At 40.9% G+C, this 24527-nt stretch carries 31 protein-coding genes and 2 pseudogenes; 14 read left to right on the forward strand and 19 right to left on the reverse strand.

The window, feature by feature from the left end; all coding sequences use genetic code 11:
- Window positions 1-129: 129 nt before the first annotated feature.
- Entirely contained in the window at window positions 130-1134 is a 1005-nt protein-coding gene (locus H6F92_RS10365) for a glycoside hydrolase family 10-like protein (RefSeq protein ID WP_190357770.1), read from the reverse strand.
- A gap of 145 nt (window positions 1135-1279) precedes the next feature.
- On the opposite strand from H6F92_RS10365, the pseudogene tnpA reads away from it, so the two are divergent.
- The 3 genes and pseudogenes from tnpA to H6F92_RS25910 all read left to right on the forward strand — a co-directional run bounded on the left by tnpA (window position 1280) and on the right by H6F92_RS25910 (window position 2653).
- Window positions 1280-1564: pseudogene (gene tnpA / locus H6F92_RS27045) on the forward strand (IS200/IS605 family transposase).
- A 383-nt stretch (window positions 1565-1947) separates the two neighbouring features.
- Window positions 1948-2388, forward strand: a complete 441-nt coding sequence (locus H6F92_RS10375; protein ID WP_190357771.1) for a DUF29 domain-containing protein — start codon at window positions 1948-1950, stop codon at window positions 2386-2388.
- Between the two features lie 142 nt (window positions 2389-2530).
- Window positions 2531-2653, forward strand: coding sequence for a DUF29 family protein (locus tag H6F92_RS25910; RefSeq protein ID WP_242030090.1), 123 nt, complete (start codon window positions 2531-2533; stop codon window positions 2651-2653).
- Between the two features lie 345 nt (window positions 2654-2998).
- Here H6F92_RS25910 and H6F92_RS10385 read toward each other — a convergent pair whose 3' ends face one another.
- Entirely contained in the window at window positions 2999-3865 is an 867-nt protein-coding gene (locus tag H6F92_RS10385; RefSeq protein ID WP_190357772.1) for an alpha/beta fold hydrolase, read from the reverse strand.
- Window positions 3866-4128: 263 nt separating this feature from the next.
- Between H6F92_RS10385 and H6F92_RS26555 the strand changes: the two are divergent.
- Window positions 4129-4248 (forward strand): annotated as a pseudogene (locus tag H6F92_RS26555) (ABC transporter ATP-binding protein); the annotation flags it as partial.
- Between the two features lie 79 nt (window positions 4249-4327).
- Here the strand turns inward: H6F92_RS26555 and H6F92_RS10395 are convergent.
- Complete coding sequence (locus tag H6F92_RS10395) at window positions 4328-4660, reverse strand: hypothetical protein (RefSeq protein ID WP_190357773.1); 333 nt, start codon at window positions 4658-4660, stop codon at window positions 4328-4330.
- A gap of 341 nt (window positions 4661-5001) precedes the next feature.
- On the opposite strand from H6F92_RS10395, the gene H6F92_RS10400 reads away from it, so the two are divergent.
- From H6F92_RS10400 to H6F92_RS10425, 6 genes are all read left to right on the forward strand, one after another.
- Window positions 5002-5982: an ABC transporter ATP-binding protein gene (locus H6F92_RS10400; RefSeq protein ID WP_190357774.1), complete on the forward strand. Its 981-nt coding sequence runs from the start codon at window positions 5002-5004 to the stop codon at window positions 5980-5982.
- A gap of 230 nt (window positions 5983-6212) precedes the next feature.
- Complete coding sequence (locus tag H6F92_RS10405; protein WP_185239960.1) at window positions 6213-7154, forward strand: ABC transporter ATP-binding protein; 942 nt, start codon at window positions 6213-6215, stop codon at window positions 7152-7154.
- Window positions 7144-7974, forward strand: a complete 831-nt coding sequence (locus tag H6F92_RS10410; protein ID WP_190357775.1) for an ABC transporter permease — start codon at window positions 7144-7146, stop codon at window positions 7972-7974. The genes H6F92_RS10405 and H6F92_RS10410 overlap by 11 nt, the downstream gene beginning before the upstream one ends.
- A gap of 2 nt (window positions 7975-7976) precedes the next feature.
- On the forward strand, window positions 7977-9503 hold the full coding sequence (locus tag H6F92_RS10415; RefSeq protein WP_190357776.1) for a GldG family protein: 1527 nt from the start codon (window positions 7977-7979) through the stop codon (window positions 9501-9503).
- Between the two features lie 47 nt (window positions 9504-9550).
- Window positions 9551-10171, forward strand: coding sequence for a Uma2 family endonuclease (locus tag H6F92_RS10420; RefSeq protein ID WP_190357777.1), 621 nt, complete (start codon window positions 9551-9553; stop codon window positions 10169-10171).
- A gap of 112 nt (window positions 10172-10283) precedes the next feature.
- Window positions 10284-10859 carry a Uma2 family endonuclease gene (locus H6F92_RS10425; RefSeq protein ID WP_190357778.1) on the forward strand — a complete coding sequence of 192 codons (576 nt, stop codon included), beginning with the start codon at window positions 10284-10286 and terminating at the stop codon, window positions 10857-10859.
- A 329-nt stretch (window positions 10860-11188) separates the two neighbouring features.
- Here H6F92_RS10425 and H6F92_RS10430 read toward each other — a convergent pair whose 3' ends face one another.
- From H6F92_RS10430 to H6F92_RS25920, 6 genes are all read right to left on the reverse strand, one after another.
- Window positions 11189-11428: a hypothetical protein gene (locus H6F92_RS10430; protein ID WP_002798431.1), complete on the reverse strand. Its 240-nt coding sequence runs from the start codon at window positions 11426-11428 to the stop codon at window positions 11189-11191.
- A 162-nt stretch (window positions 11429-11590) separates the two neighbouring features.
- Window positions 11591-11935: a HepT-like ribonuclease domain-containing protein gene (locus tag H6F92_RS10435; RefSeq protein WP_002800344.1), complete on the reverse strand. Its 345-nt coding sequence runs from the start codon at window positions 11933-11935 to the stop codon at window positions 11591-11593.
- Window positions 11932-12225 (reverse strand): nucleotidyltransferase family protein, encoded by a 294-nt coding sequence (locus H6F92_RS10440; protein ID WP_002790756.1) that lies wholly within the window; start codon window positions 12223-12225, stop codon window positions 11932-11934. The genes H6F92_RS10435 and H6F92_RS10440 overlap by 4 nt, the downstream gene beginning before the upstream one ends.
- A gap of 330 nt (window positions 12226-12555) precedes the next feature.
- Window positions 12556-12795, reverse strand: a complete 240-nt coding sequence (locus tag H6F92_RS25915) for a type II toxin-antitoxin system RelE/ParE family toxin (protein WP_265795796.1) — start codon at window positions 12793-12795, stop codon at window positions 12556-12558.
- Window positions 12792-13022: an addiction module protein gene (locus tag H6F92_RS10450; protein WP_002798429.1), complete on the reverse strand. Its 231-nt coding sequence runs from the start codon at window positions 13020-13022 to the stop codon at window positions 12792-12794. The genes H6F92_RS25915 and H6F92_RS10450 overlap by 4 nt, the downstream gene beginning before the upstream one ends.
- Window positions 13023-13182: 160 nt before the next feature.
- A complete protein-coding gene (locus H6F92_RS25920; protein WP_242030087.1) occupies window positions 13183-13845 on the reverse strand; it encodes a PEP-CTERM sorting domain-containing protein in 663 nt (220 codons plus the stop codon).
- Window positions 13846-14218: 373 nt separating this feature from the next.
- On the opposite strand from H6F92_RS25920, the gene H6F92_RS10460 reads away from it, so the two are divergent.
- From H6F92_RS10460 to H6F92_RS10475, 4 genes are all read left to right on the forward strand, one after another.
- A complete protein-coding gene (locus H6F92_RS10460) occupies window positions 14219-14572 on the forward strand; it encodes a papain fold toxin domain-containing protein (protein ID WP_190357779.1) in 354 nt (117 codons plus the stop codon).
- A gap of 2 nt (window positions 14573-14574) precedes the next feature.
- Window positions 14575-14952, forward strand: coding sequence for a hypothetical protein (locus H6F92_RS10465; protein WP_190357780.1), 378 nt, complete (start codon window positions 14575-14577; stop codon window positions 14950-14952).
- A gap of 676 nt (window positions 14953-15628) precedes the next feature.
- A complete protein-coding gene (locus H6F92_RS10470; protein WP_002784946.1) occupies window positions 15629-15856 on the forward strand; it encodes a DUF2281 domain-containing protein in 228 nt (75 codons plus the stop codon).
- Between the two features lie 3 nt (window positions 15857-15859).
- Window positions 15860-16246 (forward strand): type II toxin-antitoxin system VapC family toxin, encoded by a 387-nt coding sequence (locus H6F92_RS10475; RefSeq protein ID WP_190357781.1) that lies wholly within the window; start codon window positions 15860-15862, stop codon window positions 16244-16246.
- A 265-nt stretch (window positions 16247-16511) separates the two neighbouring features.
- Here H6F92_RS10475 and H6F92_RS10480 read toward each other — a convergent pair whose 3' ends face one another.
- From H6F92_RS10480 to H6F92_RS10525, 10 genes are all read right to left on the reverse strand, one after another.
- Window positions 16512-16763, reverse strand: a complete 252-nt coding sequence (locus H6F92_RS10480; RefSeq protein WP_190357782.1) for a type II toxin-antitoxin system RelE family toxin — start codon at window positions 16761-16763, stop codon at window positions 16512-16514.
- A gap of 310 nt (window positions 16764-17073) precedes the next feature.
- Window positions 17074-17223 carry a hypothetical protein gene (locus tag H6F92_RS25925; protein ID WP_242030088.1) on the reverse strand — a complete coding sequence of 50 codons (150 nt, stop codon included), beginning with the start codon at window positions 17221-17223 and terminating at the stop codon, window positions 17074-17076.
- 87 nt (window positions 17224-17310) lie between these two features.
- The gene (locus tag H6F92_RS10490) at window positions 17311-18786 is read right to left on the reverse strand and encodes a serine/threonine-protein kinase (protein ID WP_190357783.1); all 1476 of its coding nucleotides are present in this window, start codon (window positions 18784-18786) and stop codon (window positions 17311-17313) included.
- Window positions 18787-18984: 198 nt separating this feature from the next.
- Window positions 18985-19320 (reverse strand): helix-turn-helix transcriptional regulator, encoded by a 336-nt coding sequence (locus tag H6F92_RS10495; RefSeq protein ID WP_190357784.1) that lies wholly within the window; start codon window positions 19318-19320, stop codon window positions 18985-18987.
- A gap of 203 nt (window positions 19321-19523) precedes the next feature.
- On the reverse strand, window positions 19524-19751 hold the full coding sequence (locus H6F92_RS10500; protein WP_190357785.1) for a hypothetical protein: 228 nt from the start codon (window positions 19749-19751) through the stop codon (window positions 19524-19526).
- On the reverse strand, window positions 19738-19989 hold the full coding sequence (locus H6F92_RS10505; protein WP_002778026.1) for a hypothetical protein: 252 nt from the start codon (window positions 19987-19989) through the stop codon (window positions 19738-19740). The genes H6F92_RS10500 and H6F92_RS10505 overlap by 14 nt, the downstream gene beginning before the upstream one ends.
- A gap of 196 nt (window positions 19990-20185) precedes the next feature.
- Entirely contained in the window at window positions 20186-20671 is a 486-nt protein-coding gene (locus H6F92_RS10510) for a crossover junction endodeoxyribonuclease RuvC (RefSeq protein ID WP_190357786.1), read from the reverse strand.
- A gap of 3 nt (window positions 20672-20674) precedes the next feature.
- A complete protein-coding gene (gene wecB / locus H6F92_RS10515) occupies window positions 20675-21778 on the reverse strand; it encodes a non-hydrolyzing UDP-N-acetylglucosamine 2-epimerase (RefSeq protein WP_190357787.1) in 1104 nt (367 codons plus the stop codon).
- A gap of 142 nt (window positions 21779-21920) precedes the next feature.
- A complete protein-coding gene (locus H6F92_RS10520) occupies window positions 21921-23255 on the reverse strand; it encodes an MlaD family protein (RefSeq protein WP_190357788.1) in 1335 nt (444 codons plus the stop codon).
- 46 nt (window positions 23256-23301) lie between these two features.
- On the reverse strand, window positions 23302-24084 hold the full coding sequence (locus H6F92_RS10525; RefSeq protein WP_190357789.1) for an ABC transporter ATP-binding protein: 783 nt from the start codon (window positions 24082-24084) through the stop codon (window positions 23302-23304).
- Window positions 24085-24527: the final 443 nt, after the last annotated feature.

Below are 24527 nucleotides of genomic sequence, written 5' to 3' on the forward strand. Positions count from 1 at the left end.
AGGGGGGATCGGCACCCTCCTTATCAAGGGGGGATTAGGGAGGGCAGGGGGAGATCGAAGGCAAAATCTATCTTCTATGTAATTAGAACCACTTACTTAGAACACCCTTAATTATACTAGCCTTTTCACTTAAAACCGAGGAATATGATTAAAAAGATAACGCATGACCACAAATTCCCAACAAAATAACGAATAGCCATAACCCTGCTGCTCCACCGTCCTCACCTGAGCTTGTAAACCCTTTAAGGAAAAATCAGGATTCCAACCCGCATATAAACCCACCCCCACCGGCACATACCGGGAAGCTGTCGCCAGTCCCGAACCCGAAAGACTTGCCGCCACCTGATTGGGAGTTTTCCGATAGATCTGTAGGACCACCTCATCCACAATCCCTTGACGCACCCAAGCCAACCAATTTTGATTATATTTATTCACCGCAAAAGAGTGAGGATTAGGCGAAAGACTGACCACCAACTTGGGATTAATCGCCTTGACATGATCGTGCAACTTGCGGGTTAAATTCGTTAAAGCCTGACTTTTATTACCAAAAACACGCGGAACCGCCCAATGATCATCTAACTGAATCCCCGCCAAATCTTTTTCTTTTAAAATATCCTCCATATTGCCCAAAAGATAGGCTTGCACCTCCGGATTCGCCGGATCTAACCAGACATTGGTTTCCACCACCGTCTTCCCTGCGGGCGTTTTTAATAGCCAATCCGGATGCTTTTTGGCAATGGGATCCTTAGGCGATAACATCAAACCATACTCAAACCAAGCAAATGGCTTCAAACCCTGCCGTAAAGACTCCTTAACCGCTGCCCTCCAGGGATTGATCAACGGCGGCACAAACAACCAATTCGTCGGACGTTGGGAAGTCGGATAAAGTGTTCCCCCAAACCCATAAACACTAAAATACACCCGGTCATAACCCGATCGCGAAAGATGATTTAACACCTCATCTAAGGACGTAGTGTGATGTAACAATATCGTGCCAATATTGGTTAACCAAACCCCCTTCATCTGCTCATTTTCCACTGCCTTTCGGGGAGCCGCTCGGTGAGTAACCAACAACAAAAAAGCCACTCCAGCAACAATCCCAAGCCTCTTTAGGTACTTGCTAAACTTAACCATGATTACCGATTGATCCCACCCAGATATTTGATAATAGTATTATTGTAGTCCGATTTTTGATATTCAGTTCCTCATCAGCGATCGCTGTTTAGTTATACTAAATCCGGTTATTAAAGACTGATTATTTATTCCCCTTTTTGCATGAGTGCCTGTCCTGATATGTAGCCTATACTCAACGGATTTAGTATCAGACCATGTTCGCATTCTTCTTACTTACCCACCCCTGATGCTCTTAAGTGGGTTAATAGTCAACCTAAAAGCAACTTCTTGCCAATTAATGTGGGACAATTATCCTAACCATTTTTAAAAGATTTATTGGCAAGACAAACGGGTTTTGTGGACAGGGACGTATTTCGTGGCTAGTTGTGGTGGTGTTACGATAGACCAACTTAAAAAATATGTCGAGAATCAGGATTCTCCTAACTATTAGTTGTGCTGCGCTGTTCTATATTGGCCGAACCTTTCATCTCCGAGGTGAAACAAAGGGTTCCTTCAAGCCGACATTACAGGTAACTGCGTTGTCAAATGCTTTTGTAACCCACAGGCAAAGGTGAAACACTCTCTTATCCCTCTGAAACTCTTAATTTGTCCGCATTTCTATACTTATCCAATATCTTGCGATCGCTTGTCTTTCCTACCGGCCAAATTCTGGCAGATTTTTTCCCAAAAAACCCTTGACAAATCCCCGCCCTTGACAGATACTTATATATAGAATGGGAATCCGTGCCTGCCTGCGAACCCTCTTTTTTTAGGTTAGATAAGCGTCAAAAAAATAAAAACCTAATACCTGACCGGTGCTAAAGAGGATAGGTTATGACAACTAAAGACTTATACGAACAAGACTATCCTGCTTGGTTAGAAGAAACGGCCAAACAACTGCGACAAAGACAGACAGATGTATTAGATTGGGAACATCTCGGAGAAGAAATCGAAGCATTGGGGAACGAACAGAGACATAAAGTAGATAGTTATCTCCTACAATTACTCATTCATCTGCTTCTCTATCAATACTGGCCGGAGGAACGAGAAAGATGTGCGAAGGGATGGCAGGACGAAATCGGTAACTTTCGGGTGGAATTAGAACTTTTATTGGAGTCGAAAACCCTTTATAACTATTTTTTAACCAGAATCGCCGTTATTTACCCCAAAGCAGTGAAGAGAGTCCGACAAAAAAGCCAATTACCGGCCGCTATCTTTGCCGAAAGCTGCCCCTATAGTCCTGAACAAATCCTCGATTCCGATTTTCTCCCCTGAAATTCCGGCAGATTTTTTCAAAAAAACCCTTGACAAATCCCCGCCCTTGACAGATACTTATATATAGAATGGGAATCCGTGCCTGCCTGCGAACCCTCTTTTTTTAGGTTAGATAAGCGTCAAGAAAATAAAAACCTAATACCTGACCACTACTAAAGACTTATACAAACAAGACTATCTTGGTTGGTTAGAAGAAACGACCCAACAACTGCGACAAAGACAGACAGATGTATTAGATTGGGGAACCAACAGAGACATCAAGTAGATAGTTATCCCCTACAATTACTCATCCATTTGCTTCTCTACCAATACCGGCCAATGTCTTCCCTAAGCTGTACTGAATTTAAATTGCGTATTGGATGTTTGAGTACAAATGCTCAAACTCCTTCTCCCTGCTCCCAAGTCCAGTGCAGTCTTAACGAGTAATTTAGATAGTCAACAGCTTACCAGTCAAATTCCGGCAGATTTTTTCAGAAAAACCCTTGACAAATCCTCGAACTTGACAGATACTTATATATAGAATGGGAATCCGTGCCTGCCTGCGAACCCTCTTTTTTCAGGTTAGATAAGCGTCAAGAGAATAAAAACCTGATAACCGATCCCTAACTACCTATAAGCTTTTCACCCAATCACTAATCAACTGGTTAACCTCTGTGGGAATTTCATCGTGGGGACAATGACCAGCAGTTAGATAATATTCTGTCAGAGAAGGATAGTATTGACGGAATTTGGATCCGCGTTCCCTCGTATTCATCCAAGGATCCCCCTCACCCCATAACATCAACAGGGGACAACTTAACTTTTGCAGGAGAATATCCACATTTTCCCCCCGGGGAGATTTAAACACAGAAGCAAAAACTTTGGCTGCTCCCGCATCCAGGGAAGGACGACGGATATCTTCTATTAACTGCTCAGTAATGGCACTGTGATCGAGATATACTTTCTCTAGGGTTTTGCGGATAGTTTTGGGTTGACGGGTATAGAGAAATAAGAGATAACTGGCGTGGGGTTGCAGCAAGATTGATCGCAGTAATTTTTGTGCTAAATTAGGCTGACGATTGCTTTCTGTATCGCTAAAGGGACCGGCACTATTGAGGAGAATTAATCCCCGAACATTCTCAGAGTGATTAGCAGCCACACAGAGAGAAGCGTAACCCCCCAGAGAATTACCCGCTAAAACCGTCGGTTGGCCCACAACTTCCTTGATAAAATCATTTAATTGTTGCTGCCAAAGACTGCCACTATAGACAAGATCCGGTTTAGCTGATCTACCAAATCCTAACAGATCGATCGCCCATACCTCCCATTCTGAGGCTAAACCTTGCAGATTTTTTCGCCAATGGTCGGTGGAAGCACCAAAACCGTGGACTAATAGTAAAGGGGGTTTTCCCGCGACTCTAGTACCCGCTTGCACATAGTGTATCGAATGTCCTTGCCATTGCCAATTTTGCTTTATCGTCAGAGCAGCTGTATTCATCTGGTGTTTTGTTAAGTAATGTTAATAATTCTTAGTCTAACCGATTGAGAAACTGGAGACAAAGCTAGAGATTTTTAGCCAAACCCCTTGACTGAAAACGGAACTTGACATATACTTATATATATAATGGGAATCCGTGCCTGCCTGCAAACCCTTCATTTTTGGGCAAATAACCCTAAAAAACACTCTCAAAAAAATCTTGAGCGGGATTAATCTCCTAGTATGGGTGGCTAACCCTAGAGAATTACTCCTAAATAACAGCTATGAAGATTTTGACGATTTTACGGGGATTAATCGACAAAAATCCCTTAACTGAGGCGGATCTAGAAGAATTACTAGCGATCAAATCCTTAAATTTTAGGGAGACTAACCCTCTCATCCTCGGATAATTCTGGCTTACCCCTCGCGTCCACCCCATCGGTGTAAACCGATTCAACTATCTTTAAAAAGGCTTTTTGAGCTTCATTCATTATCGTCTTCATCTTCAAAATCATCTTCATCCTCAAAATCGTCTTCATCCTCGGAATTTACGGGAAAATCTTCGGGAGAATAGAGCAAGGCAAAACTTTCAAAATAAGGCTTGATTGCCTCCTCATAATCCGAACGCGTTCGCAGTTTAGAAAATTTACCCCGATCAAAATCTGCCTTGATAGTGCTGACGATTCTCGCCAAAGGTTCGGGATAAGCAGGACTAGCACCTTCATGACTCGAAGCCATTCGCGAAAAAACATCGCCGTCTCCAGCCACCAGTCCCCTAAACAAATTTTTGACAAAACTTTCTAAACGTGGATCCATAAATTTCCTCACTTCGACAAAGCTCAGTGACCTCTAAATTTCCTCCATTTCTATAATAGCAACTCCTTTCTCTGTGGTTATTTTGTTGATTTTAAACCCAGTAAAAGCAGGAGAGATTTTTGGCCAAACCCCTTGACTGAAAACGGGACTTGACATATACTTATATATATAATGGGAATCCGTGCCTGCCTGCAAACCCTTCATTTTTGGGCAAATAACCCTAAAAAACACTCTCAAAAAAAATCTTGAGCGGGATTAATCTGCTGGTATGGGTGGCTAACCCCAGAGAATTACTCCTGAATCACTGGGACAGTTTTTTTGCTAATTCTGATATAACAGCTATGAAGATTTTGACGATTTTACAGGGATTAATCGACGAAAATCCCTTAAGTCAGGCGGATCTAGAAGATTTACTAGAGATCGAATCCTTAAATTTTAGGGAGACTAACCCTCTGATCCTACAGGAAAGGGCGGAACTATTAACGATTCTCTGGCCGCGAGTCTGGCAAAAATGTCAGGAGTTAGGGATAAATCAGCCAAATCAGATTTTGATCAGCTGTTGGCGCTTCTGGATTCCCTGGGCGCTACAGCTACGCAGCCACGCAAAACCGTTGATTCAAGGCATTTTGGCCCCTCAAGGCACGGGAAAGACCACCCTAACATCCATAATGTCGATTATTTTAGCCTATTTTGATTTAAAAGTAAATAATCTCTCTTTAGATGATATTTATAAGACCTATAATGAGCGAATAAAATTGCGTCAAAAGGATGAAAGATTGCGCTGGCGTGGTCCACCGGGTACTCATGATATAGCATTAGGAATTAAAGTTTTAGAACAGGTTTGTCAGCAAGAAAGTCCGATTTTAATCCCGCGTTTTGACAAGTCCCTGCATCGAGGACAAGGAGATAGAATTGCAGCGGAACAAGTGGAACGAGTTGATATTCTTTTTTTCGAGGGTTGGTTTGTGGGCATGAATCCAGTAGAAGAAACAGTCTTTGATCATGCCCCCGATCCGATTAATAGCGAAGAAGACCGACAATTCGCCAGGGATAATAATCAAAGATTGCGAGAATATCTACCCCTCTGGTCAAAAATCGATCGCTTACTGATTCTTTATCCCCTTGACTACCGTTACAGTTTACAATGGCGACAGGCGGCCGAAACAAAAGGAGGTATGACCCCATCAGAAATTGAGGAATTTGTCAAGTATTTTTGGAAAAGTTTACATCCGCAATTATTTCTCCCACCCCTGCTCAAACAAGCGCATCTAGTGGTAGAAATTAATCGGGATCATAGTCTGGGAAAAATCAGTTATCAGTGAGCAGTAGGCAAGAGGCAAGAGGCAAGAGGCAAAAGAAAGAATCTGGCAATTCTCCTACCCAAAAAGAAGGTTAGAAACTAAGTCCATAAAATCTTCTAGCTTAACAAATTAGGTTTTAGATTCCGTCGAGTTAAAAGAAAGCTCCGAACTTGTCACTTAACACTATTGACTGATAACTGATAACTGGTAACTGATAACTGATAACTGATAACTGATAACTGATAAAGCTTATGATTGAAGTGGAACATCTGAGTAAAATTTATGGTTCGACCACGGCAATTAGTGACGTGGATTTTACCGTAGAAAAAGGAGAAATACTCGGTTTCTTGGGACCAAATGGAGCGGGAAAAACCACGACTATGAGGATTTTATCCGGTTATATTCCTGCCACAACAGGAACAGCAAGGATAGCAGGATACGATGTGCATCAACAATCCTTAGAAGTGCGTCGTCGCATTGGTTATCTTCCCGAAAATCCCCCCTTGTATCCGGAGATGACCGTGGAAAGTTTTCTCGATTTTGTGGCACGGATTAAAGGTATCTCATCGGGGGATAGAAAAGCGCGGGTAGATTTAGTTTTAGGCAAATGTCAGTTACTAGAAAAAAGAAAAGTTATTATCCGCAAATTATCCAAGGGGTATAAACAGCGTGTGGGAATTGCCCAAGCGATCGTACACGATCCACCAGTAATTATTTTAGATGAACCGACAGTCGGATTGGATCCGAAACAGATTATCGAGGTAAGAAATCTGATTAAAAGTTTAGCGGGAGAACATACAATTATTCTCTCCACTCATATTTTACCAGAAGTGAGTATTACCTGCGATCGAGCGACAATTATTAATCGGGGTCGCATCGTGGCCAATAATATTACTACCGCTACCCCTGCTGGTTCCAGTTATGAAATTGAGATCGAAGGTGATAGGGATTCCCTGCTAGAAATCCTGCAACAAATACCCCAAGTCGAACAAGCAGCAAAAGTCGGCGATAACCTGCTCAAAATTGTTGGTCAAGCGGGGACAAACCTAGGGGCAGAACTTGCTAGAATAGTTGTCAACAATGGTTATAACCTATTAGAAATGCGTCGCACGCGTAAAACCCTAGAAGATATATTTCTGGAAGTAATCGGCAGCGGGGAAAGTAACCAGCAAGAGGAGAGGCATGATCAATAATATCTGGGCGATTTTTCGCAAGGAATTTCAAAGCTATTTTACCGCCGCCAATGCCTATATCATTATGGGGATATTTTGGTTAGTAGCAGGATTTTTCTTTAACTCCCTTCTCTACGGAATTATTCTCGATATTAGTATCCAGGAACAATCGGGATTTCTGGTAGCCAGAGATGTGGTATCTGAATTTATGACCACTTTCATCGGCATTATTTTATCCTCTTTATTGTTGGTAATTTTGCCAGCCCTGTCTATGGGATTATACGCAGAGGAAAAAAAACAGGGAACCCTAGAACTTTTAGCCACTTCCCCCCTGACCAATTGGAGTATAGCCATCGGTAAATTATTGGGAGTGCTGGCCTTTTTTACCGTGATGATTATCCCCCTCTGGATTTACGAAATAGTAGTTTTTAGTAGCGCAGTTCCCCCGGTGAATATAGCCAGTATTTTAATAGCTCATCTAGGATTAATTTTACTGGCAGCGGCCATCCTAGCCATCGGGATGTTTATTTCTTCCCTCACCAATAGTTCTATCCTTGCTTACATCATCACCTTTATCACCATCTTATTTATCTGGATACTGGATGTAATTGCTAACAATGCCGAAACCTTCTTTCGAGATCGCATCGGAGGAGAAGTGGGAGAACAGATCGGATTTTTCCTGAAAGAATTACTATCCCATCTATCTTGGTATCAACCCTTTAACAATTTCGTGCGGGGAATTTTTGACAGTAGTAGTTTAGTCATCCTCCTCAGTTATATTCTGCTGGGAATCTTCCTAACTACTCAAGCGATCGAAGCGGACCGTTATCAAAGAAACTAACTATGATATCCTGGCAAAAATACAGTAAATTTCTCTATATACCCGCCCTCTTTCTGGGTAGTGCTGGCTTAACAGTAGGGTTAATCTCCGGTCAATGGTCATCCCTCTCTCTGGGGTTATTAATTGCCGGGGCTATTTTGTTTCTAGGGTGGCTGTTGTTATTAGTAATCACTTCCAAAGAATTTTGGCAAAAAAGAAGTACCCGCACCGGCACTCAAACCCTCATTACTACTATTATTGTCCTCAGCGTTATCGGTTTAATTAACTTTCTCGCTCTCCGTTATCCCTATCGAGTTGATTTAACCGAAAACCAAATCTTTAGTTTATCCCCCCAAACTGAAAGACTATTAACCAATCTATCAAAACCCGTCAAAGTCTGGATTTTTTCAACCCGGGGAATCAGTGCCAGCGAACAGGAACTTTTAGCCAATTATCAACGCAAAAATCCCCAATTTCAGTACGAGATAGTTAACCCGGAGAAAAAACCCAATATTGTCCAGGAATTTAAAAAACTAGCTGATGATAATTTAGCCAGAGTCTATCTACAGTATGGTGACAAAAAACAACCCCTAAAAACTATTAGTGAACAGGAAAGTCTCACCGAAGCGAAACTGAGTAACGCCATCGAAACCGCTAAAACCAATCGTACTTTAACCGCTTATTTTCTGCAAGGTCATGGAGAAAATGCTATCAAAGAGCCTCAAGGTGGATTAGTGCAAGCAGTCAATAGTTTAGAAGCAAAAGGTTATCAAGTAGAACCACTTAATCTAGTGGAACGTTCCACCATTCCCAATAATGCCGATGTCATTATTATTGCCAGTCCCAAAAGAAAAATATTTCCCCAAGAAGTCACCGCTTTAAAAAACTATCTTGAGCAAGGGGGCAAAATTTTATTAATGATTGACCCCCAAACCGAAACCGGATTAGAACCCTTATTAACCCCTTGGGGTGTGAAACTAGATAATCGAATTATTATTGATGCTTCTGGTGCTGGGGAAATTATCGGTTTAGGACCGGCTAGTCCCATTATTACCAGTTACGGCAATCATCCGATTACTCGCGATTTTGCCAACGGTATTTCTATCTTTCCCTTTGCTCGTCCCATCGCCACCGTTCCCATCGAAGGAATTGAAGCCGTATCTTTAATGATTACTAATGATAAAATGTGGGCCGAGAGTGATTTAAATAATCAGAATCTCCAGTTTAACCCTGAAAAAGATTTAGCTGGACCCTTTGATTTAGGAGTTGCTCTGACGGGAAAAAAAGGTAAATTAATCGTGATTGGTAATGCCAGCTTTGCCAGCGATGGACTATTTGAACAACAGTTAAACGGAGATATATTTTTAAATTCTGTGCAGTGGTTAGCCAGTGGTGAAACAGCCACCTTATCTATCCGGGCCAAGGAACCAGAAAATAGAAGAATTAATTTAAATCCCCTGCAAGCTAACGCTATTTTTTGGATAGCGATGGTAGTGATGCCTTTAGTAGGATTTACCCTAGCTGGATTGACTTGGTGGCAACGTCGTTAATCGAGTTAGAATCTAGAAAAATCATCTCTCTTATTCCCCTAACTGCCATGACCACAACCCAAACTATCCCCCAATTGTTGACTTTTGATGACTATATTAATCAATATCCCGATGATGGACAACAATACGAATTAATCGCAGGAAAATTATTGGCCATGATGCGACCGATCGGAAAACACGAAGAAATTGGCGGATTTGTTTCTGGAACCCTATTCTTAGAGATAAATCGGCAGCAATTGCCCTATTTTATCCCCAATACTGCGGCAGTAAAACCCCTTCGCCCCCATACAGGTTATCTACCCGATATTATTGTCTTAGACAGAGAAAATCTAGTTAATGATCTCTATTGGGAAACCGCTTCCTCAATTTCTCTGGCAACATCAGCTAAATTAATTATTGAAATTGTCAGTTCCAATTGGCGAGATGATTATCTGAAAAAATTCGACGACTACGAACAATTAGGAATTGCCGAATATTGGATTATCGATTATTTAGCCAAAGGTTCGGCCCGATATATCGGCAGCCCCAAAGAACCCACCATTTCTATCTATCAATTAATCGATGGAGAATATCAAGGTAATTTATTTAAACAGGATCAACGTCTTATTTCAGGGATTTTTCCAGAGTTAAACCTCACTGCTAATCAAATTTTTTGTGCTAGAGCTTAAAGAAAAACCCGTATTTTTAGATTGGACTTATGGTAAAAATCAAAAACTTACCTGAGAGTAAGGAGTCAGGAGCTTATCATAGAAAACAACTCAAGATCCGAGAAATCAATCAATGTTTACCACAATAGAAGATAAACAAGTCCTTTCCCTCGAAGTATTTCTTGCCCTTCCAGAAACTAAGCCTGCGAGGGAATATTATCATGGAATTGTCACTCAAAAACCTATGCCCAAAGGAAAACACAGCATCTTACAATTTGAGTTAGCCTCTGCCATTAATCAACAGACTAAACCTCAAAAATTAGCTTATGCTCTACCTGAATTGCGTTGTACTTTTGCAGAACGTTCAATTGTGCCAGATATTGCGGTGATTCGTTGGGAGAATTTGCCAAGAGATCTAGATGGAGAAATGGCCGATCAATTTTTACGTTATCCCGATTGGATTATTGAAATTATGTCTCCTGAACAATCTGTTACCTTAGGGATGGAAAAGATTATTTTCTGTTTACAACAAGGAACAGAATTAGGTTGGTTGATTGATCCTTCAGCAAAGTCAGTCACCGTTTTTCAAACAGGATTACCGAAAGTACATATTGCAACTGAAGGAAATAATGAGCCTTTAGCAGTGATTAAAGGATTAGAACGTTGGTCAATATCAGCAGTGGATATTTTTGCTTGGCTAAAGGTTTAATTTGTTCTGTCAGCATCCTTTGGTTGATCAGTTTATTCCAGAAGAGTAAAGTTGTCAAAGTTATACGGATGTGGACTCATTATGAATAACCCCTCTTATTTATTTTATACTGGTAACATTAATGATTGATTTGGATTGTAAAAATTAGGAACATGAAAGGCTTATGGTATAAGACTTTTGCCTTCCGCAAAGCGGTATAAATCCCCTCAAGATAACATAAAAATACGATATAAATACCCCCTCAACTGACTGAATAAAGGGGCATTTATGGTATTTAGAGGCAATTTAGCCTACTTTTTTGGTTTCTTTTTCAGTGGATTGGGAGGGTTTTAGTTAGCAACTGATAATAAAGCTTCTTCTATTGGCTTTGGTAACTCAATAGCATGAAACCGATTCACAGAAAAAGCGTAATCTTCACCCCTTTCATCAATAACCCGAATTAGACTGTTTATTTCTGCTGTCTCATCAGGGATAACGCGGTATATTTTGCCAACTTCTAGTGAAGCCTCGTAGCCTTCATTATTGAGACAAACTGCGAACTTATTTGTTGGCGATGGCTCTGTTTTCATGGTCAATCGAGAAAGGGTAGCTTGAGCTTAAATTCTTTTTTGCCAATGCCAGAAGCTCTCGTACCAATGGACTTCAGCTAACCTTACTATACCATTGGGAAGCTGAACTTGGGCTATGCCCTTTAAACACGCATGACTGAAGCTGAGATGAGGCAGGAAAATTTATTGTAATTTCTCAATAATACTGATAATAATTCTCTTTAGCTGGGGGAGATTGTTTTGAATCACTTTCCAGACGACTTTTTCATCAATTGCCCAGTATTCATGAACTAATTTATCCCGCATACCTGCGATGTTTTTCCAAGGAATATTAGGATAATTAACTCTCACTTCATCAGGAATATTTTTGACTGCTTCCCCGATTATTTCAATTAATTTTACTGCCGAAAGAAAGATTTCTATCTTAGTTGAAAATTCTTCAAAGCTTAGATCCTGAGTCATCTTTTCTAGTTGACAAATTGCCTCTAGAATGTCTTGCAAGAAATCTCTAAATTCCCGTTGCGTCATACATAAATAACCTCGGATAAAATTCTTTCTCTCCTTTTTCCTTTTAAGCCATTTTTACTGATAACATCCGCTTTTACCTTAAGTAAATCACTTAAATAATATTCCAGATCTACTAAATCTAGTAAACTAGGCGGTTCTGTATAATCTATCAGAATATTAACTTCACTATTTTCCTGCACTTCTCCTTTTACATAATCTCCAAAAATACCTAATTCACTGACATGATACTTTTCTTTTACTAAGGACTTAACTTGACCCAAAATCGCTTTAATTTCTTCTAAATTTTTCATGATACTTACCTTCTAAGATAACGGAAAAGACTTTTACCCTACTGATCAAAATTTTATTTCCTGTATCTGTATTGTAGCAGATATCGGATGAAAGGATAAACCATACTTCTTAAAATCATGAGAATTGAGAGAGTTATGCAAAAAATACCCCCTCAACTGACTGAATGAAGGGGGCATTTATGGTATTTTTAGAAGCAATTTAGCCTACTTTGGTGGTTTCTTTTTCAGTGGATTGGGAGGATTTTAGTTTAGGTTTGAGTATCTCGATTATTCTAAATTTCGCTTTTTCCAGTAATCAGGTTTACGTTTTCCATGTGCGATCGCAACTACTCAGATAAATGCTTCAAATTCTACATAAAAGATGATGTAAGGAAAACGGCGAATGAGATAACGGCGCATCCCTTCGATAGTATGGGCTGTTCCCAGATTAGGGTTAATTTTAATTTTTTCGAGAGCTTGTTCAATTTCAGATAGTAAATCTAGCCCTAATCCTATCTTTTGCTTCTCATAATATTGAATAGCATTGTCAAGTTCTCGTCTTGCTTCACTGTGAATAATAACAGGTTTCACGAATATTTCTCTCGTAATTCCAATAATACTTTATCCGATGGTTCACCCTTGGCTGTTCCAGCATAAATTTCGGCTAATCTTTGAGTTAATTCTCTATCCCAAGCCTCTAAAACATTGTCATCTACACCTTCATCTAAGGAATGGATGAGAAAGTAAGCTAGTTCAGCGCGATCTTGCACAGAAAGTTGAGCAAGTTCTATTTTGAGGGTTTCTGCTGTTTTAGTCATCTTGAAAGCATCTATAACCAGTCATCTTAGATTGTAGCAGCTCTCGGCTTGCAAGATAAACCATCCTCCTTAAAATCATGGGAATTGAGAGAGTTATGCAAAAAATAAACCCCATCAACTGAATGAATGAAGGGGCATTTATGGTATTTTTAGAGGCAACTTAGCCTACTTTTGTGGTTTCTTTTTCGGTGGATTGAGAGGGTTTTAGTTGGCGTTTGAGGGTTGAAGCTGCGCCGAGGGTGCCAAGAGCAAGTAGGCTGAGGGTGGAGTTGGGTTCAGGAACTTTTGCGCTTTTAAAATCAGTAATTTTAAAAACAGTAGTTTTATCTCTTCCTGTCGTTGCGGGGGTTATTCCACTTGTAGTCATACCAGTTCCAGTTGTAAAATCAAAAAAACCAGCGGATGATCCCGTTCCATCTAATTCTCCTTTAAACTCTATTCTTTCAACTTTCCATGTTGTTGGATTAAGTATAGTTTTGTCGGTAAGAGGTATTTTTTTAGACATCCAAGGCATACCACTGTTTCGATAATTGCCGAACTCTTTATCAGCATCTTTACAATCACTACCTGCCCATGTAAATTTAATAAAACTCTGGCTAGCATTAAATGGATCTTTCTTTATACTAAACTCAGAATTTATTGTTACCATATGAGGACTTCCAGGTTCGGCTTTACATTTTGGGTCTTCCTTAAGGTATGTTGAGTTTCCCATAAAACTAAAAGAACCCGCTAAAGTCAAAGCATTGACAGGTTTTGAAATAACAATTGACAGAGCAGATGTTATAGTCAGGGTAACAGAAATATTAATTAAGCAGGCTTTCATTGTTACTTCTTCCTAATATTAAGACTAAGGTGGGTTGGGAGGATTTCAGTTTGCGATTGAGGGTTGAGGTTGCTCTTAGTGTGCCAATGGCAAAAAGACCTAGTGGTAAATGAAGAGGCAATTGTTAGAGCATATTAGTCACTGAGATAGTAGTGCGATCGCCCCCCTCGCAGCCAGATCAAGCAACAGCCCAACCCAACCCCAATGGCAGACAACAAAACGATACACACTCCCCCCCCACAAAAGTATCAAAAGCTACAATTTAATAAATCTTTACATTCCTTTCCCTAGCTTAGGGATTGACAGGGGAAGATTCCCTCGCACTAACCAGCTGATAGACTAGGGATACCAGCTTTCATTTTGGAGTGAGAGAGTGGTTAAGTTAACCGATTCCCAAATTGATCAAGAAATTGGCAATATTGTCAGTCAATTCGAGCTTTATCAATGTTATGAATGTGCTAGAGCAGTAATGCAGTGGCTAACAGACAACGAAATTGAGGGGAAAGTGATCGAACTGAAAACGCGCTATCATGACGAAGATTATATCATTAGCGATCGCATAGGGAATGATCAATCAATTACGATCAATGGAAAACATTATGGGGTAGAAGTAAGGGGAAGAGTATTTGATAATCTGTCTCCTCAAGGGATGACACGAGATGATTGGCTGAAAGATTTTCATTGCCAAAGTGAAGAGTTTATAATTACTGAAGCAGGAGAAGGGTAAAGATGGAAGTAAAAGGCGGATTATTTGAGATTTTGTCTAAGATTAAAGCTAGACCTGGACTGTATATTGGTCGTCCTTCCCTGTCGGATTTGTTTATGTTTTTAGTGGGTTATAAAACTGCTAGACGGGAGTTAGGAATTGAACCGACAGCCGAAGAAATCAGATTCTATCAAGAGTTTCATCAGTTTGTTGAAAACAAATACAATCTTCATACATCTAATGCTTGGGCTAAAATTATCCTGCTCTATTGCCCCGATGAAAAGCAGGGATTTGAGCGTTTTTTTCAGTTACTAGGGGAGTTTCAACAACTTGGCAGTCAGGAAATTCCTGCCGATGGGATTGAGGATAAAGAGATTATTTTGACATCCTCGCCGCCGTAAAACGGACGGCGATTCCTCACCACGCCACTTTTTTAGGGTGGTCGCGTCAACGGGGTTGACGCAGATAGCGAAAAACGCTTAATTGCTTAAGTCTGACTCTTTCGACCCGTCCGTTTTGAGTGTCCGAATGCCGGACGGCCACTTTGAACAAGTCGAAAAAATCTAATGTTCAACCTTATTTCCTAGAAAGTTTTACTCGTTCAAGGCCGAATTTGAATTCTTTTCTGAACAAAACCCCCTACTATCTGTTGTCAAGGTTCAGTTTTTAGCTTGGTTATCGCTTTTTCCATTGTAGCTTAAAGCCGTCCTAAAAGGACGGGGTTTTAACCCAAATTTTCGATAAGTCGTGTCAGCTAGTGCGATCGCAAATCTCATATCTCAGGTCAAACAACAGCCCAACCCAACGCCAAGAACGGACAGCAAAACAATACACACTACCGCACTAAAAACTGTATTCTAAGCTACAATTTAATAAATATTTTACAAATCTTTACATTTCCCTCCCAATCTCTATCAAGAAAACCCAGAACCAGAATAAACAATCCCCAGAAGACGAGACAGAGAGACCCGATCCGACTTCAGTAGTGCAATCGCAGCGTCCGTAACTTGTCCCCTCACCTCTGAAAACCCATGCTATCCTTGAGGTATTGCCCCAAAATCCTCAAATCAAATCGTGATGAACAATGCTGGCCTAGATACCAATTCTCCTTTGTTGCAAACCCTTCAGACATTACCTGTCCAACAACAACAAGAAATTCTCGATTTTTTGGAATCTATAGTCAATCAACACCATCAAACCCAAATAACCCCAACAGGTAGAATTGCGGGATTATATCAAGGTCAAGGCTGGATCAGCGATGACTTTAACGAACCCCTAACCGATGAACTCTTGCCGCCAACTTAACCCATGCAACTTTTATTAGATACCCATAGCTTTATTTGGTGGTCAATTAACTCAGAAAAACTATCACTAACCGGGCAAGATTTGTTATTTGATCGAAATAATCGCTTGTTTTTAAGCGTTGCTAGTGTCTGGGAAATGCAAATAAAACTGCAACTGGGAAAATTACAACTTAACCCATCTTTACAGGAATTAATTAAAAATCAAATAACCATTAATAATCTAGAAATACTTTCTATTGATCTGGCTCATATCTGGACACTAGCAACCCTTATCCACTATCATAAAGACCCCTTTAATCGACTTTTAATATCCCAATCAATAACCGAAATTATGCCTATTCTGAGCATTGATGAAATATTTGACCGTTACCCCGTTCAAAGAATTTGGTAAATTTCCCAAAATGTGAGGCGATCGCTAACCTCGCAGCTAGGTCAAACAACACCCCCACCCAACGTCAAAGGCAGACAACAGAAGGATACACATCCCCAAAAAACAACTGTCTCAAAAGCTACAATTTAATAAATCTTTACATTCTTCTCCCTAGCTTAGGGATTGACAGGGGAAGGAGTCTCAGGTGTTTTCCCCTGTTTTACCCCTTCTCAAGCGACCTATTGCCTTCCGTGAGGGATTGTGGTGTGGTATGTCGGATTCGGTATTATTTATAAATATCACCACGAGGACCGATCTCAGTGACAATGAAAAGACGTTCTTCTCGATTGACCTGCATTAATACCCGATAATTACCCACCCGCAGGCGATAACTCTCTCGCCCTTTGAGTTTCTTGAAATCTGTCTGAGTAGGACTCGCCAGCAATTTATCCAGTTCATTTAAGATGCGCTCTTGGCTGCGGGGCTGTAACCGTCTTAGGTAACGCTCGGCTGGTTTTAAGATGATGTAGTGCCACATCCTAACTCAGCCTTCAACTCTGCTTTAGATTTGCCAGGATCGCGCCCTTCTAAATATTCCTGATAGGCTTTCTCTGCCGCCTCAATTTCTTCGGGAGGCACGTCATCAGCCGTCTTTTGAGGTTTCTAAATACTCTAGGAATTGCTCAATATCTACAGCACTTTGGTTGTTCATGCCACTGCGCCTACTTCCTTATTGTTTTTCTGCCTTTCATGAACCATCATAAAACAAAAGAGGGATTTTGGCGCAGTATGTCGTATTCGCCTTTGCCTTCTCCCTTGACTGATCCTCCACTCGATCGCAAACTAAATTAAACAGGATTACCTCGCACCAACCAGAAGATAGACTGGGGATAATAGAAATAATTGAATAGGGCTAAATTACCGGAGGAAACCTTAACTAGCATTTTTGATCTACTGCGTCCACTGGCAGAGCAGATAGAATCAGAAGAATTAAGCATAAACAGTAGCTCTCTTTCATTGTAGGGAAAAGGGCAAAGGTTTAAGAGAAAATTATCATCTTCCCCTTTCCGACTTCTGCAAGCAGTCTATTGATTACTATTTTCTTCAGGAGGAGAAGGTGATAAAACAGGAGGAGCGATCGGTTCAATTTTATCCTCATTAACCGGGGGATTAATCACCTCTGGAACAGGGGAAGGAGAAGGAGAAGGAGAAGGAGAAGGAGAAGGAGAAGGGGAAGGAGAAGGAAGGGGAGAAACTTGAGGACTCGGCTCCGTTTCAGGAAGGGGAACAGGAATAGGAATTACTTCTTCTGGGGTGGGACTAGGAGTTAATTCTGGAGTCGCTTCTGGACTAGGAATCACCTCTGGGGTAGGAGTCGGGGATGGGGTAGGAGTCGGGGAATAAATGGGAGTCCGTTGACGAGAAGGTCGTCGGATAGGGGGAAAATCTTGGGAGGGAGGAGGAATGATTTCAGGACTAGGAGAAGGTTCAGGGGTTGGTAATGGTTCAATTTCCTCATTTTTGGGTAAAAGAGCCATAAATCCCCGATATCCTAGGGCAAAAGCCCCAATTGTCACCGCAAAAATCAGCAAAATCGACAGCCAAGGATTCTTTTTTTCCCCGGAATTGGGTTTAATAACCACAGTGGGGGAGATGGTTGGTTTTGGGGGTGTAGAGGACTTTAATCGGGGACTATGGGGAGAAACCGCGATAGTTGGTTGGGTTGACAAATCCGGGGATATTTCTGCCAAAGCTGCCAACATTTCCCTAGCAGTAGCAAACCGATCCCGGGGATGAAAACGGATCGCTCGATCGATTACCATAGCTAAATTAGGATTAACATATTCTGCCTCCTGTCGCCAGAGAATTTCCCCCGTGCGCGAGTCAGTTTCTAGATATTGGGGAGTTTTTCCCGTTAATAAAAAAATCGCCGTTAAGCCTAGGCTGTAAAGGTCACTAGAAAAGACCGGTCTCCCGGCAGCCTGTTCCGAAGCCATATAACCGGGGGTGCCAAGGGCGATCGAATAGGCACTTTTTCCCGTAGGATCGAGTAAGGTGGCGACAGCCTCTTTCATTACCCCAAAATCGATTAAAACGGGCAAATTATCACTATTTCTTAAGATAATATTATCGGGTTTCACATCCCGGTGAATAATGCGGCGACTGTGAATAAAATCAATAACAGGCAGCAAATTCTCTAAAATCGTCCGCACTGCTGAGGAGGATAAATTTCCCTGTCGTTGCTGTTTTTGGGTTAGTGTCTCCCCTTCAATCCATTCCTGCACCAGATAGAAGTGATTATCTTGGGCAAAATAACCGTATAAACGGGGTATTTGGCGATTTTGTTCCCCCAATTCCTCTAAAACACTTGCTTCTTTCTGAAAACGTTCTTTTAACCATTCTGGCATCCCCTCACTTTGAATAGCCGGCTGCAATTTTTTAATCACACAGCGCCGTTGAGAAGGCATATTTGTATCGATAGCGATATAAGTTTCCCCAAATCCCCCCCTAGCAAGGATACTAACAATTTGGTAGCGATTGTTTAAAAGCACTAGATTCATTACCCTGAGAGTGCAAGCGTGGTCATAAATTGTTCCTAGACTAACATTCTTTCGTTAAGGAAAAAGTCAAGGGAAAAACTAGAAGATCTCCTGCAAAAATCAAAAATCTTCCGTTAGGTAAGGAGACAGGATACAGGAGACAGGATACAGGAGGAGAAAAAAGGCAAGAGACAACTATCCTATCCATAAAACCTAAGATTATGTCAAATTTATCGGTTCTTTTAGATATTTTGACCCGATAGCGGCTCGATAACTTACAGTAATTTCAACCTGTTGATTGAGACGACCCAAAATTGAGATCAAACGGTCAATAGTAAAGCGTCCCAAATTAGCACGGCGAATCTGGACAAATTCACTGTGATTAATTCCAGTTCGCACTTGAGCATCGCGGGTTGATAAGTCTTCCTTCTCCAGAACCTTGATAATTTCAGCAGCAAGCAGTGCTTTCGCTTGTCGCACGTCCGCATCTACATCACCAAAATCGTGGTACACATTCCCGCTACCTTGCACCAGTTCAAGTTGTTCTTCACTCATGAGAGTTCCTCCTTCAATCGCTTGAGCCGTGCTTTGATAACTGATACCACTGGTCAAGCCCCATTATATCTGTTGAAGCTTTTGCTTGTGTCAATCAAAGCGGCAATCGCCTGATAATATCTGGCAGTGGGATTGCTAATCTTGTAGGTTAGACCTGTTGTGGGTAAACAATAAATATATTTTCGTAACAGAAAGCTCATGATTCATGGATGATAAGCCGTAATAACCAGACTTATATCAGCACTATAAATTGCTTCAACACGACGAAAACTAGAATGATTCCACCAAACTTTAATTCTATTTCCCTTGGCTGGAGCAGACCCAACAACGGCATAACCAGCATTGAACATCAATTGTTCAAAAACTTCTGCTGGCATTGTTTTAGATGAAATGGGAGAAAGACCATCAATTCGATGCTTATCGAGGGTCATAACTCCCTTTATAGGTTGTAAAAATTTGATAACCAGGTAAAACTAAGCTTATACCCGCAAAACTATGTATTGTTCCTGGATAACTTTCTTCTGCATCACTACCCCCCAATCGCCAACAAAAAGAACCCAACCAAATATAAAAGCCTGGAATCAGTGCGTCCATAGAATAGGCAATATGCTTTAACTGAGGGTTAACTTCGTTTGATGATCCCTTTTTTTGGGAAACTTTTATTTTCATTTATTTTCATTATTTTAAACTTATAATCGTTTAAGAACTATACCATATTTTTATTAGCATTGACGATGACAATTATCACAATTCCACACTTAAACCCTTTGGTGCGATCACTTTTGCTAAAAGGACGAGTTATACTAAATCCAAAAATGGCTTTTAGTTGTCAGCTAAATTTTTGCGCCAATTTCGTCAAATTGCTTCAAGAGATTTGATTGCGAACACCACTAAAAGCGGCATAGGCGATCGCTATAGCATCTACAGCATCATTAATGGGCATTTTTGTCAATCCGAATAAATACTTAATTTTTTCCGCCACCTCAGCTTTAGTGGCCCTACCATGGCCCAGATGACATTTCCAACTAGCTTGATGGAGGAAAATCGGTTCAATTCCCCCATCGCGGCAGCTAACCAGATTGATAATTCCCAATGCTTGCAGGACTCCACCGGCTGCCTTGATTTGCCGGTTAAAAAAGGGCATTTCCACGGCAATTTCCCCCGGTTTATATTCTGCGATTAACTCCTTTAAATCCCGTTCAATTTCGATCAAACGCTGGGCAGTAGAAAGATTTTTAGAAGTTTCGATCGTGCCGTAATCGACTAAAACCGGCATTAACTCACTATTATCCCGGAGAATAGCCCAACCGACAATCGCTAATCCGGGGTCGATACCCAACCAAGTAGTCATAGATTAAGCCAAAAAATCTTGGACGATTTCGAGGATGCTTTGGGATGCTTGTCCATCTCCAAAAGGATTAATGGCATTAGCCATACGATCATAGGCGATTTTATCCCTTAATAATTCTCCCGCTGCGGCTAAAATTTGCTCTGGATTAGTACCAATTAATTTCGCTGTTCCCGCTTGTACTGCTTCCGGTCTTTCTGTGGTTTCTCGCAATACTAAAACTGGTTTTCCTAAACTGGGGGCTTCTTCTTGAATGCCCCCGGAATCAGTTAATAATAAATAACAGCGTTGAATCGCCCCCACTAACTCGGCATAATCGAGAGGTTCGGTTAAAAATACCCTGGGATGATTGCCCAAAGCGGACTGTATTGGTTCTCGGACGGTGGGATTGCGATGCAGGGGTAATAATAGGGCCGTATCGGCATATTTTTCTAACAACAAAGTGAATCCTTTGATAATATCCTGTAACGGTTCGCCCCAATTTTCCCGGCGGTGAACCGTGGCTAATAAAACCCGATAATCTGACCAATTCAAGCCCGCAATTTGACATTCTGGTGCGGTTTTTGCTACGGTTAATAAAGCATCAATAACTGTATTACCGGTGTGGTGAATATTGCCCGTAACCCCAGATTTTTGTAAATTTTCTACGGCTAAAGTAGTGGGAGCAAAATGTAGGGTCGTCAGTTGAGAAATTAGGCGGCGATTAGCTTCTTCGGGATAGGGATTATAGATATCATTAGTTCTTAATCCTGCTTCCACATGAGCGATAGGAATTTGTTGATAAAAAGCCGCTAAAGCAGCAGCAAAAGCAGTGGTAGTATCACCTTGCACAATAATTAAATCTGGTTTTATGCGCTCAAAAACTGTTTCTAAACCGCGTAAACTGCGGCAAGTAATATCAGTTAAGGTTTGACGGGTTTGCATAATATCGAGATTTTCATCTGCTTTTAAAGCAAATAATTCCATCACCTGCGCTACCATTTCTTTATGCTGTCCCGTCAGAATTACATGGGTTTGAAACTGTTCCGATTCTTGAAAAGCACGAATAACGGGAGCTAATTTAATCGCTTCGGGACGAGTTCCAAGAGTAATACAAATTGATTTCGACATATTATTATCAGTTATCAGTTATCAGTTATCAGTTATCAGTTATCAGTTATCAGTTATCAGTTATCAGATGTGAGTTTTCAGATGTGAGTTTTCAGTTCACTGATTACTGAACACTGCAAATCGCTTGAATTTTGCTGTTTTGTCATTTTTCACTGGTGGGGGGTTGTTGAACGATAAATTGGGGATAGAGTTGCATTTGCTGAGGATTTAAAGGAGGTCGAGAGATGGTCAAAACTTTTTGTTTAGCTAACTCTTGAGTCATGGTATCTAAAGTTTGAGCGATACGCAAATTATATTCTAATTGTTCCCCGGAAGAAAGCAGATTACTTAAGCCATCAATTAAACGTCTTAAATTCTCGCGAAATTGGGGATCACCGATTAAATCATCGATATCCGAGGTGATTTTTTGAGTATTTTCAAAAGTCACCCTAGCGGATTCGAGAGTTTTTTGCAATAGGACAATTGTAGCAGGATCGTTAATAGTTTTAGTAATTTCTCGTAAATTATTCGATGTTTCCACTGCATTATTCAAAATCGTCTCGATATTTTGCATGACTTGTTTAGTATCAATTTCATCTAAACCGGCATTCAACCTCAGGGCGGTATTATTGAGATTATTAGCGAGACTACCAATACCTAAACTAGCTTGATTAATATTATCAAGAGTATTAACGATTTGTCCGCGATTTTCGCTGAGAACACCATTGAGATTAGCGACTAATTGGGAAGATTGTTGAAAAGTTCTGCTAATTTGACTGCGATTTTCCTGAACGGTACTATCTAAAGTATTGACAAAACGGGAGGCATTATTAGCCGTATTACTGACTGAGCGACTGGTGGCAGCTAATTCCAAAGATAGACGAGAGAGTTCTCTTTGGGCATTACGGATAGTCTGGGAGGTATCATCGGATAAACGGGCGATTTTTTTGGCCGCTATAGCGGTATTTTTGGTGACATCATTGAGATTACCCACAAATTCAGGACTGGTAAAAGTATCCACTAAACGACCAACACTAGACATTAATTGTGTTCCTGTTGTCCCCTGTAAACGAGTATTATTACAGAGAATTAGCTGTTGATCACAGTCGGGACTCAGAGGGTCGAGATTTTTGGCCTCAGCACTTAAAGAAACTAAGGGAGTGATATCGATGGCTGCCTCCCCAATTAATCCAGAAAGATTGGTAGTAACAGTTACCTTCCTAGGCATAACTAAAGTAGCAGAAGCAATCTCGGCAATAACTTCCACTTGATTACTCCCCGGGATAAAACTCGTAATTCTTCCCACTCTCACCCCGCGAAAACGCACCGGTGCCCCGACTTGTAACCCTTCCACATCGGCAAACTCGAAGATTAATTGATAGGTTCTTTGACCAAATCCCCCCCCGCGAACCCAGATAGCGAGCGCCCCAAAGACCAATAATCCGCCTAGGGCAAACAAACCTAGTCTTCCTTCCCGTAAAGCTCGCGAACTCTGCATGATTTTTCTCTCATTCTCGATAGTTCTTAATTTAGCTTAATCTAGCTTAAACGATTGTTCTAATCGGGCCTTCAATGCTGGCGCTAAAAAATTGCCGGATCATGGGATGATCGGTACGATCGATATCTGCCACTACTCCCTGCCATTGCACTTTTCCCTGATAGAGAAATACTACTCGATCAGCGGTGCGTCGGATGGTACTTTGTTGGTGAGAAACCATCACATAGGTGTTCGCAGATCCCGATTTTTCATGGAGAGTCCGCACTAGATCCTCGATAATTGTGGAAGCTATCGGGTCTAATCCTGCGGTAGGTTCATCATATAGCAATAATTCAGGATTATCGGCCCGATTATCGGGATTAGTGATAATAGCGCGGGCAAAAGCCACCCGTTTACGCATTCCCCCCGATAGTTCCGAGGGATAAAGGTCACTAATTCCCTGTAAACCGACCATTTCTAGGCTTTCTTCCACTAATTCCCTAATTCTGGCTTTTTTTAAATTAGTTTGTTCGTAGAGATAAAAACCGACATTTTCCCCGACGGTGAGAGAATCAAACAGGGCTGTTTGTTGAAAAACTAAGGAAGTTCGCATCGCTTCTCGACCATCTTCTAGCAATCCCTGACGCAATTGGCCTTTAATACGAATTTCTCCAGCATTTATCCCCGTTAATCCCGCAATTAACCGTAAAACCGTTGATTTTCCCGTTCCCGACGGCCCGATAATTACCAGGGCCTCCCCTCGATAAATGGTTAAATCTAAACCATCGAGAATAACATTATCCCCGAATCTTTTCGATACTCCTCTCAATTCAATTAACGGTTCTTTCATGAAATCAAGATTAATGTCGCTTAATTATCTTATAACCTCTGGAATTTTAGGGAGATGGGGAAGTGGGGAGTATTTTCAGTGAACAGTCAACAGTAATCAGTGAACTGAAAACTGACATCTGAAAACTGATAACTGATAACTGAGGCTCTTCGGTTTGTGTTATGCAATGGACGGGGGTTATAAGGGATGGAACCCTTATATAGAAAGGCATTTAGCGATTTTTGTCAATTGTTTTTTATCTAGAGCAAACTAATCAATTAAGTCTCTTGCCAGATAAGGATTTAGTCGATTTATGCCCCCCTATCGAACCATAACAAGTAACGAAGAGCCATAACTGATAACTGATAACTGATAACTGATAACTGATAACTGATAACTGATAACTGATAACTGATAACTGATAACTGATAACTGATAACTGATAACTGATAACTGATAACTGA

The organism is Microcystis wesenbergii FACHB-1317, assembly GCF_014696875.1.
Taxonomy (GTDB): Bacteria; Cyanobacteriota; Cyanobacteriia; order Cyanobacteriales; family Microcystaceae; genus Microcystis; species Microcystis wesenbergii_A.